This is a genomic window from Erwinia pyri (genome assembly GCF_030758455.1).
Classification (GTDB): Bacteria; Pseudomonadota; Gammaproteobacteria; order Enterobacterales; family Enterobacteriaceae; genus Erwinia; species Erwinia pyri.
On record NZ_CP132354.1, the window covers coordinates 154251 to 167870 of the forward strand.

The 13620-nt window shown below is 53.9% G+C and carries 15 protein-coding genes; 3 read left to right on the forward strand and 12 right to left on the reverse strand.

Going from position 1 to position 13620, the window contains the following annotated elements:
- The first annotated feature begins 24 nt into the window (after nt 1-24).
- Nucleotides 25-453, forward strand: coding sequence for a hypothetical protein (locus Q3V30_RS22225; protein ID WP_306213473.1), 429 nt, complete (start codon nt 25-27; stop codon nt 451-453).
- Here the strand turns inward: Q3V30_RS22225 and Q3V30_RS22230 are convergent.
- The 5 genes from Q3V30_RS22230 to Q3V30_RS22250 are packed head-to-tail and all read right to left on the reverse strand — an operon-like array spanning nt 443 to nt 5163.
- Complete coding sequence (locus tag Q3V30_RS22230) at nt 443-1951, reverse strand: conjugal transfer protein TraG N-terminal domain-containing protein (protein ID WP_306213546.1); 1509 nt, start codon at nt 1949-1951, stop codon at nt 443-445. The genes Q3V30_RS22225 and Q3V30_RS22230 overlap by 11 nt on opposite strands.
- Complete coding sequence (locus Q3V30_RS22235) at nt 1951-2331, reverse strand: hypothetical protein (RefSeq protein WP_306213475.1); 381 nt, start codon at nt 2329-2331, stop codon at nt 1951-1953. The genes Q3V30_RS22230 and Q3V30_RS22235 overlap by 1 nt, the downstream gene beginning before the upstream one ends.
- Nucleotides 2331-3785 carry an integrating conjugative element protein gene (locus Q3V30_RS22240; RefSeq protein ID WP_306213477.1) on the reverse strand — a complete coding sequence of 485 codons (1455 nt, stop codon included), beginning with the start codon at nt 3783-3785 and terminating at the stop codon, nt 2331-2333. The genes Q3V30_RS22235 and Q3V30_RS22240 overlap by 1 nt, the downstream gene beginning before the upstream one ends.
- A gap of 8 nt (nt 3786-3793) precedes the next feature.
- Nucleotides 3794-4768, reverse strand: coding sequence for a TIGR03756 family integrating conjugative element protein (locus tag Q3V30_RS22245; RefSeq protein ID WP_306213479.1), 975 nt, complete (start codon nt 4766-4768; stop codon nt 3794-3796).
- The gene (locus Q3V30_RS22250) at nt 4768-5163 is read right to left on the reverse strand and encodes a TIGR03757 family integrating conjugative element protein (protein WP_306213481.1); all 396 of its coding nucleotides are present in this window, start codon (nt 5161-5163) and stop codon (nt 4768-4770) included. Before Q3V30_RS22250 ends, Q3V30_RS22245 begins: the two co-directional genes overlap by 1 nt.
- Nucleotides 5164-5355: 192 nt before the next feature.
- Here Q3V30_RS22250 and Q3V30_RS22255 point away from each other — a divergent pair, with 192 nt between their 5' ends.
- Entirely contained in the window at nt 5356-5736 is a 381-nt protein-coding gene (locus tag Q3V30_RS22255) for a hypothetical protein (RefSeq protein WP_306213483.1), read from the forward strand.
- A gap of 15 nt (nt 5737-5751) precedes the next feature.
- A complete protein-coding gene (locus tag Q3V30_RS22260) occupies nt 5752-6306 on the forward strand; it encodes a hypothetical protein (protein WP_306213485.1) in 555 nt (184 codons plus the stop codon).
- A 166-nt stretch (nt 6307-6472) separates the two neighbouring features.
- On the opposite strand, the gene Q3V30_RS22265 is transcribed toward Q3V30_RS22260, so the two are convergent.
- The 7 genes from Q3V30_RS22265 to Q3V30_RS22295 are packed head-to-tail and all read right to left on the reverse strand — an operon-like array spanning nt 6473 to nt 13620.
- Nucleotides 6473-6871, reverse strand: coding sequence for a hypothetical protein (locus Q3V30_RS22265; protein WP_306213488.1), 399 nt, complete (start codon nt 6869-6871; stop codon nt 6473-6475).
- Entirely contained in the window at nt 6868-9732 is a 2865-nt protein-coding gene (locus Q3V30_RS22270; protein WP_306213490.1) for a conjugative transfer ATPase, read from the reverse strand. The genes Q3V30_RS22265 and Q3V30_RS22270 overlap by 4 nt, the downstream gene beginning before the upstream one ends.
- The gene (locus Q3V30_RS22275) at nt 9732-10148 is read right to left on the reverse strand and encodes a TIGR03751 family conjugal transfer lipoprotein (RefSeq protein WP_306213492.1); all 417 of its coding nucleotides are present in this window, start codon (nt 10146-10148) and stop codon (nt 9732-9734) included. The genes Q3V30_RS22270 and Q3V30_RS22275 overlap by 1 nt, the downstream gene beginning before the upstream one ends.
- 11 nt (nt 10149-10159) lie before the next feature.
- On the reverse strand, nt 10160-11695 hold the full coding sequence (locus Q3V30_RS22280; protein WP_306213494.1) for a TIGR03752 family integrating conjugative element protein: 1536 nt from the start codon (nt 11693-11695) through the stop codon (nt 10160-10162).
- Nucleotides 11685-12602: a TIGR03749 family integrating conjugative element protein gene (locus Q3V30_RS22285; RefSeq protein ID WP_306213496.1), complete on the reverse strand. Its 918-nt coding sequence runs from the start codon at nt 12600-12602 to the stop codon at nt 11685-11687. The genes Q3V30_RS22280 and Q3V30_RS22285 overlap by 11 nt, the downstream gene beginning before the upstream one ends.
- On the reverse strand, nt 12602-13258 hold the full coding sequence (locus tag Q3V30_RS22290) for a PFL_4703 family integrating conjugative element protein (protein ID WP_306213498.1): 657 nt from the start codon (nt 13256-13258) through the stop codon (nt 12602-12604). Before Q3V30_RS22290 ends, Q3V30_RS22285 begins: the two co-directional genes overlap by 1 nt.
- The gene (locus Q3V30_RS22295; RefSeq protein ID WP_013199769.1) at nt 13255-13620 is read right to left on the reverse strand and encodes a TIGR03750 family conjugal transfer protein; all 366 of its coding nucleotides are present in this window, start codon (nt 13618-13620) and stop codon (nt 13255-13257) included. The genes Q3V30_RS22290 and Q3V30_RS22295 overlap by 4 nt, the downstream gene beginning before the upstream one ends.

Genomic DNA, 13620 nt, shown 5'->3' on the forward strand with positions numbered 1-13620 from the left:
TTTTGAAATTGTAAGGTGTGAATTATGGAAAACTCAGCTTTCAAAAGGGGAGCTATTGCAGCTGGGCTCTGGCTTAATTTCTCAAAAGGCGCGAGGGCGGCTGATGGTGTTTGTGCGGCATGGGCCCTAAGACATGGACTACCCGCGTTCATAGGGCGCCTGCCGGTTCCCTTAGCCTGCTTTGCGATTTTAAGTGTCGCTGTAGTCTTTGGCATTCTCATTGGTACAATTGTGATCCTCTGCGGCATATTCATTTATATGCTGTGTAATATCACCTTAAACACTGCCGTAGAGCGAGATAATCAAAATACTGCCTATGGAGGAATGGTAACGAGGGGGTTGGAATTTATACCGGTTCATCGAGGCCAGGGGCTACATCATCCAGAGTTGACAATTCCGAAGATGACGAAGATTAGAGGGTATCCATACCCTCTAATCGAAATTACAGCTTAACGGCGTTTTTGGCCGTGTTCACAGCTTCACCTCCCGCCTTCTGCACGTCGTTTGTGCCTGTTTTATATGCTGAATCTAAAGTGCCGCCAATTCGGACGCCGGCCCATGACAGGGCACCCATCCACACGGCGGGCAGCACCATGAACATTGTTGCCATTACAAAGTTCATGATCAGGTCATCGGAACTGTTCTGAAATCCAGCCATATTAAAGCTGCTATGCGTGTCAGAGCTGTATAGCGCTGTCAGTAGCCAGCTGTCGAGCCAGCGAGCCAGCTCCCACCAGAACGTGAGGAAGTTCAATGCAAAGAGCACAAACGAGAGCGTTATGACAGTTTTAATCTCATAGGCAGAGAATGCCAAAATAAGCGGCAGAATCACGACAATAGCCATGAGCAGCACGGCCTGGACCATTGGCAGCGCCTGACGCATGGCATCAAAGGCCGGGAACGCCGCCAGACTGCCTAATGCGGTGCCGCCGATCGCCGCTACACGGGTAACGGAGTTATCAAGCGTGAAATCGGCGTTACCACCGTAGCCGGCATAAACGTGTCCGTCCTGTGAAACCGTCAGGCTCTCCGGGCTGACAAGACGGCGAATAATGGCTTCCCTGTAGTCAGCCGTATTGCCTCCAATCATTGTCATGGCAGCTGACAGGCGGGTCCATAATCCCGGGTCAGCCTGATCGACTACGCGGGCCTGCAGTCCGGTATCTGCTTTATTCCACCATTCACTACAGGTCGGATACCCACCCCGGCCTGTGTCCGGTCTTCCGCTGTCACGGTTTTCGTTCCAGGGAAACTCTGCCCGGGGCGTTTTCGATTGCAGGCTGCTGTAATAATTACTGAGGAAGGTTTTACTGCCGACCCACTCAATATCACGTAGCGTGGCTTTGTCTTTCGTCTGGCCCTGATCCTGACGTTTCCACATATACAGCGCGAGCGAATAGCAGTCGTTGGTAAAGTCCTGCAGCTCTTCCGCGAGAGCTTTATTGTTAATCCGTGTGTGCTGAACTTCAAAACGGAGCTGACGCATGTCCGGCCGGCAGGGGATAGTGGCTACAGACGCCTGCGTGATCCCCTTTGCCAGCTTGTGAATCAGATACCACCACACCGGCGCGGCCGCTGTCTGATCGTTAATGCTTGATATGACCGGTGAAAAACCCGTGTCATCGGGTGCTTTTGGCGTCCACGTACCGCAACTCTGCGCGCGCGACGTGTCATATTTAATGGTACTCATGTCCACATTAATCAGCGGCATGCAGCAGGCGATCATGACCAGAAAGGAGCTGTAAATGGCATGCTCCATGCGGGGTATGGACAGGACACCCTTATTTCCCTCATCTTCGCCTTCTTCACGCACTTTCAGCCAGATGCCGATAAGCCGGAAAGCGACAGGTACAGCAAACAGTCCGGTTGTGATCAGTATGTTCCAGAGCCCGTTGTTAACAACCCAGCCGAGCAGGGTAAGGAAATACTCAAGGTAGCTGTTAGTCAGCATCATGACGCTCCTGTGCCGCCGAGCAGCACCAGTTCACAGACAACGGCAAAAATGACGCTGACAGCAGCAATGCGAATTAGCGGCTGGCGGTATCGTGGACCGAAGCCTGGCGCCCGGAAAATTTTCACAAACCCCCAACCCAGCGCACCATAAACAGCCAGACGCCATAACAACCAGCAATACCGGGCATGCTCCATCCAGTCACGGAATGCAGCGGCCTGAGCCGGATTTTTAATAGATCTGTCCGCGATGACGAGCCCTGCCAGCAGGAGTAGCAGCAGAGCACCGACAGTACAGATAACGCGAAGCAGAGCAGGGTGTCGCTGGAAAACTGAGGCGCGGTGTAACTCGTTTTCTTTTTTCATCGGCTGTGCACTCATCAGTTGTTTTCCTTTTCAGGTACGGCCAGACGATTAACGCGGCTGTCAGTGCTGTCATCGCTCTGCGTCTGAGGATTACTGTTAACGCGCCCGTTTTCCCGCTCGATGATGGTGAGCACAGAATTGCGTGACAGCTCACGCTTAAGCTCCATTTCATTCCGCAATGCCGTGATCTCACGATCGATGGCCGCAACACGCCTGTCCCCTTCTTCAATAGCCGCATTCTGTGCCGCAGCGTTAGGTTCAGACATGCCGGTAACAATCATGCGGCGCATGATCAGCGCGGTTTCAACCGTGTCTGCCATCGAAAGCTCACCGGCGAGGCGGGCGGTCAGGGCGGCGTTGTCAGGGTCTCTTTGCAGTGCTCTGATAACACCTGCCGTAATGGGTAAACTGCCGGTTTTAAGATTTGCCAGATTCGCTGCGTTAGGCTGCTCGGTGCCGTTTACCAGTTTTACCAGCTGCTCGGTGTTTTCTTTTGTAGTCTCTTCCAGAATGGGCGCAAAACCGGTGCCGGCCTGCGTCGCGCCCGGCTGCTGTTCGTCATCACCACTGGTGCACTGTGAGGCATCGGTGCAGGTGCGCAGAGAGCTGTCTCCCACCACCTGGACCACGGCTTTAGCCGCTTCTTCTGCGCTGGCATATTTTCCACACGCACCGCCGTTGCAGCTGTTGCTGCTGACCGTGTCAGCGCTCAGTACCGGCAGGCTGTTCATCATGTTGAACCCTGCAGCGGTCAGGTCGTGGGTTGGCCGGATAGCCTGCTGTCCTTGTCCTCCTCGCTTCTGCCCACCAATCCAGTTCTGGCCTGAATTACCCTGCAGCTTGTCCGCTGAATTATTCACGCGGACAGCATCTGCATCTCCGCTGTTAACAAGTGAGCGGTACTCATCCATTACCGCGCCCTGTGTCCATTTGTTGTTGCCGGCAAAATCCATCATGCGCCTGGACATGTTCTGGCAGTTGAGCTGTGCTTTATCAAAGGAGACGTTTGCCTGCAGTACGCCATTCGTGAGCATGTCGTACAGGCCGGGATTAGCACGCTGAATAATCATTACCGGCAGGCTGGCTACTGCACCGGTGGCGTTCTGAACCACGTCGCCCATCAGGTTTTTAAAGCCGTTTGTTACCCCGTTGAGCTGATTACCAACGGTTGTTTTCAGGTCGAAATTACCGCACATCAGATCGCTGCTCCAGCCAGCGCTCATACCGACTTTACGCATGTTGCTGCGCGTCGCCGGCTGTGAAATTACCGACCCGCCGCCGAGCGTATAATAGAGCTTGTCAGAAACAGCGCCGCTGACATCTTTTCCATAGCCTATGACGCTGTTATTAACGGAGGGTAGTGAGATTCCAAACGCGGTGGACTGATTATCGTCGGCCGCCTGCGCGGATACCGCTACCGTTGCGATGAACAGTGCAAGCGCGGCTGGTTTTAATTTAATTTGTGACATTGTACCTCTCAGAAGTCAGTTGAATAGAGGAAGGTCTGGCCGCGTCGCTTGCAGCAGCTGTAGGGCTGCCAGAGCGCGTACGCTTCGTTGCCGTCCTGAGCGATGGGATTTGCACCGTCAGGAAAAACCGCGCAGGAAACTGAAAGCGTGGGTGACAGGCGCTGCCATTTATGATTGGCCGTGCCCGTGTTTTCCTTTACCTTTCCTGGCGGCCAGTAACCGGCTTTGTGGGTGCCTTTCAGTACTTGGTAAACGTGCGGTTGCCCGGAGCGGGTGATAATGTCTGCGACGCGCTGAGCGACCACGGAGGACGCTTTGTCATCGTCGGCCTGACTAACGAAGCCTGAGCGGGGATAAATATTGCCCCACATGTTCGCGCTGGCCTGGCTACCCAGTTCACGCAGCCCCGGGACCAGCGCTTCCGGATAGAGCGATTCAGGCAGCCCCGATCGCCAGACAAGTGAATCCAGCGTGCTCAGAAAGTAAGGATTGAATGGCGTGGCGGCCGTATCGCACGAATACCCGGCAATGCTGCCACCAATGACGGAGGTGGCGGGGTGGCCAATTGCATCGGCGTATTTGAATTTGATGTTCGACTTGCGCTGTCCGGGATTTTTAATATCACCGGCGTTGCCGCCGCCAGCGGGCGCACCGCTGGTTAGCGCATTATCGATCGTACCGGATGCTCCGCTCATAAAGGCCATCTCGGTCCATGGATTTCCGCCGGGTCCGGTGTAAGTGGATACCACCACTTCAGGGATAGAATGCGTCACCTTGACGGAGGTTTTCACCGAACAACCAAACGGCGTACACATCAGCCAGTAACAGATGCCACTGACGCGCCAGCTGATACAATCCTGAGTGATGGCGCTGGCAATAATGTCGGCAGTATTAATGGCCGACACCGTTGCCGGAGCCGCCGCTACAGCGAGCACCGAGGCAACGCCGGCCGCATTTAAATGTGATCTGAGCGTTTCGCGCATCAGTGACCTCCGCGATTGCGTAGCATTTCAGCGCGGGCTACGTCGGCTGTGCCATAAACCACATACCGATCCTCGAAAACGACGGCGGGGAATTTATGTAGTCCAATCTCCCATGCGTGCACCACCTGCCGGTACGCCTGAGCAATCTGCTCCTGCTGCTCGTCCCATTGCGGTGACTGGAAGATCTCGCGGGCCTGCCGGGCGGCCAACTGAGGATCTGCAGCCAGTTTGCCGAAAATTGAATCCTGCAGGCGGTCGGGGCCATCAAGCCAGACAACTGAAGCAGTTTCAGTCAGATTCTGAGGTGGATGTTCAGCATCGGTATAAACAACGGTGTCAGCCAGTAGCTGAAACGGTATAAACAGGAAAAGTGATTGCAAAAGCCTGAGTCGCATAGCGGATCTCCCTCACGGTAACAGGTCATCAGAGTGGCAGCGCTCGATCAGGGATTCAGCAGTAAACTCTTTTTGAGAAGTGAAAAATTTAGTTGTTATGGAAAATAGCTATTAGTTAAAATATAAAAAGGGTAATTTATTATTCTGCAAATATTAAATTTAGAGACCTGTTATCACTTTGAGGTGAATCTTATGAAACTCGATTTTTTCAAACCTTTAGTTGAGCCTAAAGAGTATCACCCTAACTTTGAGAGGCTTCTGCCTGACACCTATAGCAATGCAAAGAAATTATTTAATGATTGGGCTTCTGGCTTTGATGATAGAGATGGAAAGTTGGTTAAAGAGTTTCAAACAACTTTCAACTCAACGTTCTGGGAGGTTTATCTTTATGCTACTTTCAAAAAGATGGGTTTTAATATAAACCTTTCTAACGCATCACCGAATTTCCACATCAATAAAGGCAATGCAGATGTTATTGTTGAGGCGACCATTTGCAATTCAGCTGTCGGGAAAGTTCCAGAGTGGGATCGAACGGATGAATATCTAAGTTCAATTCCAAAAAGGTTTTGGTAACTCAATAAAGAAGCTATGATAAGGATTAACAATTCTATTATATCAAAAGTTAAAAAATATGAGAAAAGCTACAGCCAATTATCACACGTAAAAGGAAAGCCATTTGTGATTGCTCTAGCTCCTTTTGAGCAAAGGTTTTTCAATCTTCAAAATGACCGTCCCATAAGGGCTGTGTTGTATGATGAATACGTTAACGAAGACATATATTTAGATCATCCAGAACTTTTCCCAGATGGCCCTCCTGTTGAAAATTTAGGTTTTGTTGGGAAGGATAATGGGGCAGAAATACCCCTAGGGATTTTCAATGATAGTCAATATGAATGCTTGAGCGCTGTAATATTTAACAATGCAGCCACTTTCAGTAAACTTCAAGCTTTAGCAAATAAAAATGGGGAAAAGGTAATGATCAGTTCAACATGGTCGACCCCACCGGCTGGAAAGCCAGAGCATATTGGAGGGTGGCCTTCAGAATATAAAGAGAACATAACCGATGGGCTTATGGTATTCCATAACCCATTTGCTAAATACAAGATCGATCCAGAAATTTTTCGAGCCGAACGAATTTATTAAATATATCCTTGCGATGAGGAATGGACTCTAATGTTTGAGAATTACGAAGACAGGTTATTAACAAGGACTGCCTATACGTTTTAATTCTTAGCTAAAGACTAGCGTGTTGCATTGGAATAATTTATTTAAGAAACCGGTCTCAATGACCGGTAATGTGCGGATTGTATTATGAATCTGAGAACAGTGAGTTAATCCAGAGTGTCAGGAAAACCATATCTGCTGCATCAGGCACATTGATGTACCAGCGCGGTGAATCAAACTCATGATCCAGCGGGAAACTGGCACGGCCTTCCTGCGTCAGCAAAATATCTGCGCGTTTTCCCCTGCTGTCCTCAACATGCACCGACACACAGCTGCTTTTACCAATACGATGCGGGTTACAGGTGATCGTGACCGGTGGCTGAAGGCGTGCCCTGAGCGCGTTCTCCATTGCGAAAAGTCGCTCAGAGGTCGTTGCTGTCATCGCAGGTTCACCTTGCGGATGAAGGCTGAACATGACAGGGACTGGCGTTTCATCCGGCGCAGGCCGCTGGGTCACAGGTTGCGCATACTTAAGCTTAATCATGCAGTCAGCACCTCTCTCTTATCATTGTTTTCGGGCATCCCGGCCCCGTCAGCCGTCATCAGTCCACGCAGACGATCCAGTTTTTTCCCTACGAGAATAGCAGCATCCAGCTCGGAACAGTTATGTTTACGCATCAGCGCCTTACGTTCGGCTTTCTCTTCTTTCTCTGTCATTCCCAGCGCGAGGTAAAGGCTGGGCGGTACAGCGCGGAACAGCGCTTCAATTTTTTTCGAGAGCACCACGCCTTCGGTATAGCACCGTGAGAGCTTACTGGCGGAAAGCAACACGGCTTTTTGCTCTTCAGAAAGCGTCCGGAAACGGGCAATATCCTCCACCTCTTTTTTCGGCATCGTCAGGCAGATCCACCATTCCGCCATGTTCAGCATCTTGCCAGCTGCGTTCGGGTAATCCTCCAGGTTCTGCGTGGCAAGCCACAGCCATGCGCCAAGCTTACGCCACATTTTGACCACTTTAGTCATATAGGGTGCGAGAAGTGGGTTAACCGTCACAACGTGCGCCTCATCCACGGTGAAAACGATATCGCGCTCAAGATACTGGTCGCGCTCGGCAATGTTGTTAATGGTGTTGGTCAGCGACACCATTGTCAGCGCCATCTGCGCCTCATATCCCTCCCGGGCAAGGTGCGCAAGGTCAATAAGGGTAACGTCAGCCTCAGGCCACAGTGAACCTTCCTGGTTGAAAAGCTCAGCTTCAAAGCTGCCCTGCTGCGTAAACATGCCCAGCGATTCAGCCATTTCCGCCGCTTTCGCCCGGCGGGTTTCATTACGCACCTGCCCGCTACTGTTTTCAGTCTCCAGCGAGATAGCGTTGAGGGCATTCTGCAGGTCGCCCGGCAGCATCTGGCGGTTTTCATCCAGGGTTTTACGTGCTGCCATGAGCAACGCTTCGCGGATCATCGCGCGGTCGGCGCGTTTCAGCGCGGCATCTTCCTTCGGATCACCACCGGTGATCATCATTCGGGCAGAAATTTCCATTTCCCCCAGAATGTCGCGCTTGCCGTTTTCATCATCATCGTCCGGGTCGTCTTCGATATCCGGCAGATCACTTTCATTGATCGCCGGGGCGGGCGCGTCGCTGTCAAACAGCTTATGCGCATCAGCAAAGGGCGGCAGCGATACGCCACTGCCGGGTTTGACACTGACTTTGTTAACCGTGAGGCCCAGACTTTCAAAGTAATCTGCGGTCAGCCCGAAGCTGTTGCCCGCCTCTGCAATGAACAGGCGCGGACGGTGAACGGCCATCAGCTGGCAAAGCATCGAGCAGAGCGTGGCAGACTTCCCCGCCCCCGTCGGTCCGAACAGCAGCATGTGCGCATTCTGAGAGCGATCGTCCTTATTCAGCGGGTCAAAATCCAGTACATCACCGCCACGATTAAAGAAGCTGAATCCTGCATTACCGGTTCCGGTTTCACGACCTGTCACCGGCAGAAGCCCGGCAATGTGCTGGACCCACGTCAGGCGGGTATACCAGTTTTTCTTATCATGCTGCGGATTAAAGCCCATCGGCAAAGCACGTAGCCAAGTATTCAGCGGACCGGTTTCATGTTCAGGACGTACCGGCTGCAGTCCTTCGTTCAGCAATACGGTGCTTAGCTCGATGCGCTTACGGTTCATTTCGGGCATGTCTTTTGCCCGCAGGAAGAAGGTGATGGCCGCGCGGTAAAGTTTGTGCCGGCTGCCCAGCAGCTCCTTCACAGCCGTTACGTCCTGACGAACGCGGCCTGATTCGGTATTCTCGCCGATCGCGTTTTTCGCCAGACGGTTAAATTTCTCTTCCAGGGTGTCCTGAGGTTCGGCCACTATCGTCATGCAAAGCATGGTGCCCTCAGGAAACGTGTCCATCAGCGCATTTATTTTCTTCTCACCACGGCTTTTTTCGCCGGTCAGGGTGCCGGGTTCCGGCGGCTTGCGCAGCCGTTCAACGGAAAGGGCACAATGTGCCATGTTATCCAGCCACCACACGCCGTTTTCCACGTCTGAGCGCGGCGGAGTGAACAGCAGTGTTTCTGCAAAGTCATTCTCAGTGGGTATCATTCCGGCAGGCGTGTCGCGGCTGTCCTGATAGGCGGTCGCGCGATAAAATGCCTCTCTGTCCATACCCTCAGGCGCAGGATTGAACATCCGCAACAGCCAGGAATGCACCTGCAGGCCGTTCTGGCGCGTGCAGTTGATGTTGACGCTGGAAAACGCGCTGCAGAGTCGGTCGCACGCCTGATGCAACATGCCGATCGGGGACATTAAATCGCCGCTGTTTTTCGTGGCCCAGCGGTAAATCACCATGCGCGTGCGGCGCTGCTGGCCGCGCCACGGCTGGCCGGTAATGAGCTTATCCTCAAAGAGCCCTTCAGGACGGGCAATCCCACGCATGTGCCGCTCAGTTTCCCTGAGCCACGCTTCCGTAAATTCACTGCCCTGCGCGTGCGGCTTGACGTAACCGCGCAGACGGTCAAGGTAGGCGTCCACGTTATTTTCGTCCTGACAGTAGAACTGTACGATCCACGGATTATTCGCCAGATCGTCAAAGCTGTCCTGCAGCGCATCCTCCACCACGTCGCGGATTTTCTCCAGACGCTCGTCAGGACGGCCTTCGGTTGCCGCCGGCGTCACTTCAAAAACCGCACCCACGGACAGGCCATCATCGAGCAGCAGGCACTGCTCCTCATCCAGAAACTCGGCCCACGGAAGAAAATCAACGATGGACGGATTGTGTGAATAGACGCGCTTTTCATCCGCCTGTGACATTGCGCCCGGGCGGGTCACCGGCTCCGGAGCATCTCGCTCTGAAACGTCTGAAAGGTTAGCGGGTTTTGCTAATGATTTAGGCTTAAACAGTCCAAACATTACAGCGCCTCCGTGCGTTCGCCAGGCATCGCGTACTGCGTCTGGTCATAGAAGGGGAACACGGTGCTGTAACCGGGCACGGGCGTATTCCCCTGTGCCAGATGCGGGAATACGAACATCACCATGTCAGGGTTGGGCAGGCGCGGGAACTGCTGGCTGATCTCAGATTCCTGCGTGCGGCTGTAGCTGCGATCGTCACTGAGTGCGGCCTGCTGCTCGCTGTCCGAAAGCCCACGGCGCAGCGTGCTGCGGGCTTCACTGCCGCGTGAGGCACCAGATTTCCCGTCCGTGCCTTTCCACAGCTCCAGCATGTTGCTGTTGCCCGGCGGCAGCATTTCATCTTTGTTTGTGGAGCAGCCGGCCAGCGTGCTGGCTGCAATAATCATGAAAATACCGAATTTTGCCGTAATACTCATGGTCATTCTCCTCAGTCCAGTCCGCCGGTTCTGCCGTCTTCACCAGGCATGGTGAAGTCATAACGGACGCGCCGCCCTTTATTTTCGTAATCGATCGCCAGTTCGCGGGTAATGTGTACGGCGAGTTTTGCCCCGGGCTGCACGTAAATAGCATCAAAAGTCTGCCCGTAGCGCTGTTTGACCCACTCGATGATTTCATCTGAGCTGCCCGAAATAGCCTTACCTAAAACGGCCTGTCCCGCGTCGCCGGTCAGGGTTGAGGTAACGCCACCGTAGGCGTTGGTCTGGCTGGTCTGCTGATTCTGACCGATTGCGTCTCCCGCTGCGCCCGCCGCGCCCAGCAAACCAATCGTTGGCAGATAGCTTGAAGCGTTTGATTTGCGCGTACCGGAGATACACGGGATCCCGTTTTCATCTGAAATCCAGCCGATGCCGCCACTTGTGCCGGTCTCTTTCCCGCCGTTCTGGTTGCCGCTATTGCCGCCTTTGCCGCTGCGGTCCGGTTTCGGCAGCGTACGCACGGTGCCGTCGGTGAAAACAAACGTGACGCTGTTGACCTGACCACGCACGCAGGACAGGGTCCAGTCGCCGGAGGTGGTGCCGGAAACAATAGCCCCCTCAACGTCGGGCAGTTCGATGCCGTTGGCCGTCAGGTTGGCTTTGCCAATGAGCACTTTAAAGGGATACGGATCGGTAACCGTGCCATTGATCGGCACGCGTCCGAGCAGCGCCGTCATCGCGCGGCTGCCAATCAGCGTGGAGTTCTCCGGCAGCGTATAAACCGGTTTGGCTTCCTCTTCTCCACCTTTTTCAGACGTAGAGCCCTTAACCTGCTGCTCATAGCTGCCTTTTTGCTTCGTCAGGGCATTTTCGCTGAGGAACGACGTCGGGAATTTAGCTTCACCGGCGCTGCTGGCCGACGCGCTATTATTCTGTGATGAAGAAGTGGACGGGCTGTCCTGCGGTGTGACCCACATCAGGCCATCACTGCCGGAAGTCGGGGAATTTCCGCCGCCGCCACTCATGCCGTCGAGGCCCAGACCCAGTGGAATATCGCCGTCCTGGCCTTTCGCCTTGTCGGCAATACCCTTACCGGCATTCTGCAGTTTATTCGTCAGCTCGTTGATTTTTGAGGTCAGGACGTTCTGCTGCTGACGCATCTGATTCTCACGCGCGTGATAGCTTTTCTCCACGCCCTGAACTGCTTCATTGACCTGGCCTGAAACGTTGGTGTTGTGCTCGCGCAGCTTTTCATTCTCGTCCAGCAGTCTGGTATTTTGCTTATTCAGAGAGTCCTGCTGCTGACGGACAGCGTGAAGCGAGCCCACTATCGTTTTCAGCGTATCCTGCGGCGTGTCGCCCTCAATGCCGAGCGCCTTGAGCTCCTGCGGTGACAGATTTTTCAGTGCGCCGTCTGTCTGCGCGTGTGCAGCCTGCGCGGCGGGCTCCTGCGGTTTGCTGTTATAGCTTTTCACCGCAATGAATCCGCCGCCAACCAGAATGGCCGGAACCAGCACTTTAACCAGCCCGTTTGACTTAATTTTCATAGCGGATCACCTTCTGGGCAGCGCGGGAAGTGGCTTTACGGGCAATCGAGGGCTCGCGCACAAATGCTTCATCGGGGCGGCCGGACGTGACCAGGTAAAGCGTGGTGGTATCTTCCGGCGTGCCAGCGGCACCCAGCCAGCGATGCTGAAAGGTGGCCGTCACAAACTGGCCCTGCAGTTCGCGCGGGTCGAGAACCACTTTCTGTGACGAGCTGTTTCGGATCCTGAGCGCTACCACGGTGCGTCCGACCACACCCCAGCCGGCTACGGGTGACACCGTCACGGGAGCCGACGGATATAACGTTGTGATACGTGATGGAAGATGTGGATTCACCGGGTGAACACCCGGCACGGCTTCAACGGTACGCACCGGTGCATACAGATTCTGGGCTGCGTAACGCGTCAGCAGCACCGGAATGGGAGCTTTATAACTGACTTTTTTACGCTTCGTCTGCTGACTGCCGGCATCAGCACTGGATTTTTGGCCTGCACCTTCGGTCGCGCTGCTGAGCGTGCTGACGTCTCCGCTGTAAACGATTTTGACCGGTTCAGCTGATGCAGTTGCGGTTGTACGAACGTCCAGCAGGATCACTTCGCCACTTTCCATGTCCTGCAGCTGCAGGCGGGTCTGGGGGAAATCGCCGTCAGCTTTGAGATACACCGCACCGCCGGTACTTTGCACGCGCAGCTTGCCATTCAGCGCCGGTGGAAAACCCACGCGCACGTTTTTATCAACAAAGATCACGCGCTCCTGACCCGTTTTAAGCGGTATCTGCAGCGGAACGCGTTCCCATTTCATCAGTTCATCCGCATGTGCCTGAGAGGAATCCATCATGATGGCCGGCAGCAGGGACAGTGATAAAGCAATCAGGCATGCGCGGGAGCCTGAGGTATATGATGGGTTCATCAGAACATCCCCTTATTCTTGGGTTTTGGCGCTTCTGGCGCAGCAGACAGACGCTGCGGAATACCGTCATAACAATCCAGTGCCATGCCAAACGGATTTGTTTCAGAATCGCCGTCCCAGCGCACAACTTTCAGCGGGTAACGCACCATGGCGCGTTTTACCGGCTCGGTGAGGTAATATTCGTCAGCAACCAGATCGAGTTTTACCACCCAGTTATCGCGATCGATAACCTTCACGCTTTCGCCTGAATAACCACGGCCGGGAATTTCGTAAACGACGCGGACGCGATCGGTAAGCTCATTTTTATCGCCGCGCACCTTTGCATCCTCCTCAAGAAACGCCTTGCATTGGGGTGTCAGATAGGCTGAAAGCGACTGTATACGCGCGGGATAATCCACTTTGCCGTTTTTAGGCCAGGCGTTGAGCTGCTGAAAGATGTAATACGAAAAACCGTATACGGTTGGAGGCGGGATTTCCCACCAGGGGCGCGTGCTGCCTTTGCGCAGGTCAGGCGGATTATGGATGGTCAGCTTTTCAGGCGCTCGCATCCAGCCGCACATCGCGGTAACCAGTAACAGAAGCAACACTACGCAGGCCGCCCGCAGGGTAAAAATATGCTGATCGCGGCCCTTAACCGCGTGGCGAAAACGACTCATTTTGTACTCCTGGAGTTCTTGCTGCGTCGCAGGGACCAGCCCCGCGAATCAATAATTAATCTGGGATCGCCCAGCCCCATGCGGCGTTTTTTCAAATCAAACCGCTGCCAGAGAAACGTATCGGGTTTGCCTCGTTTCTTGCTGGCAAGCCATTTGCCGCCAAAGGCAATGAGTACAAGCGGGAAAAGCAGCGTGCCGGTTGGAATAGCAAGCCAGCCGAAAACAAAAGCGAAGGGCAAAGACAGCACGAAACCGGATAACGCGCCAATCAGCGCCGCCAGCCCTAACTCGGGGGTGGTAAACCCCCGAAATACCACTGGCTCAGCGTTCAGGCGATCCGGTAAAAATCTGATGGTCGCCAT

Coding starts and splice junctions, on each gene's coding strand:
- Q3V30_RS22265 (WP_306213488.1), bottom strand. CDS start 6,871: ATGATTAAGCTTAAGTATGCGCAACCTGTGACCCAGCGGCCTGCGCCG.
- Q3V30_RS22280 (WP_306213494.1), bottom strand. CDS start 11,695: ATGAAAATTAAGTCAAACGGGCTGGTTAAAGTGCTGGTTCCGGCCATT.
- Q3V30_RS22270 (WP_306213490.1), bottom strand. CDS start 9,732: ATGTTTGGACTGTTTAAGCCTAAATCATTAGCAAAACCCGCTAACCTT.
- Q3V30_RS22230 (WP_306213546.1), bottom strand. CDS start 1,951: ATGCTGACTAACAGCTACCTTGAGTATTTCCTTACCCTGCTCGGCTGG.
- Q3V30_RS22245 (WP_306213479.1), bottom strand. CDS start 4,768: ATGCGCGAAACGCTCAGATCACATTTAAATGCGGCCGGCGTTGCCTCG.
- Q3V30_RS22285 (WP_306213496.1), bottom strand. CDS start 12,602: ATGAACCCATCATATACCTCAGGCTCCCGCGCATGCCTGATTGCTTTA.
- Q3V30_RS22290 (WP_306213498.1), bottom strand. CDS start 13,258: ATGAGTCGTTTTCGCCACGCGGTTAAGGGCCGCGATCAGCATATTTTT.
- Q3V30_RS22295 (WP_013199769.1), bottom strand. CDS start 13,620: ATGGCGACCATCAGATTTTTACCGGATCGCCTGAACGCTGAGCCAGTG.
- Q3V30_RS22255 (WP_306213483.1), top strand. CDS start 5,356: ATGAAACTCGATTTTTTCAAACCTTTAGTTGAGCCTAAAGAGTATCAC.
- Q3V30_RS22225 (WP_306213473.1), top strand. CDS start 25: ATGGAAAACTCAGCTTTCAAAAGGGGAGCTATTGCAGCTGGGCTCTGG.
- Q3V30_RS22235 (WP_306213475.1), bottom strand. CDS start 2,331: ATGAGTGCACAGCCGATGAAAAAAGAAAACGAGTTACACCGCGCCTCA.
- Q3V30_RS22240 (WP_306213477.1), bottom strand. CDS start 3,785: ATGTCACAAATTAAATTAAAACCAGCCGCGCTTGCACTGTTCATCGCA.
- Q3V30_RS22260 (WP_306213485.1), top strand. CDS start 5,752: ATGATAAGGATTAACAATTCTATTATATCAAAAGTTAAAAAATATGAG.
- Q3V30_RS22275 (WP_306213492.1), bottom strand. CDS start 10,148: ATGAGTATTACGGCAAAATTCGGTATTTTCATGATTATTGCAGCCAGC.
- Q3V30_RS22250 (WP_306213481.1), bottom strand. CDS start 5,163: ATGCGACTCAGGCTTTTGCAATCACTTTTCCTGTTTATACCGTTTCAG.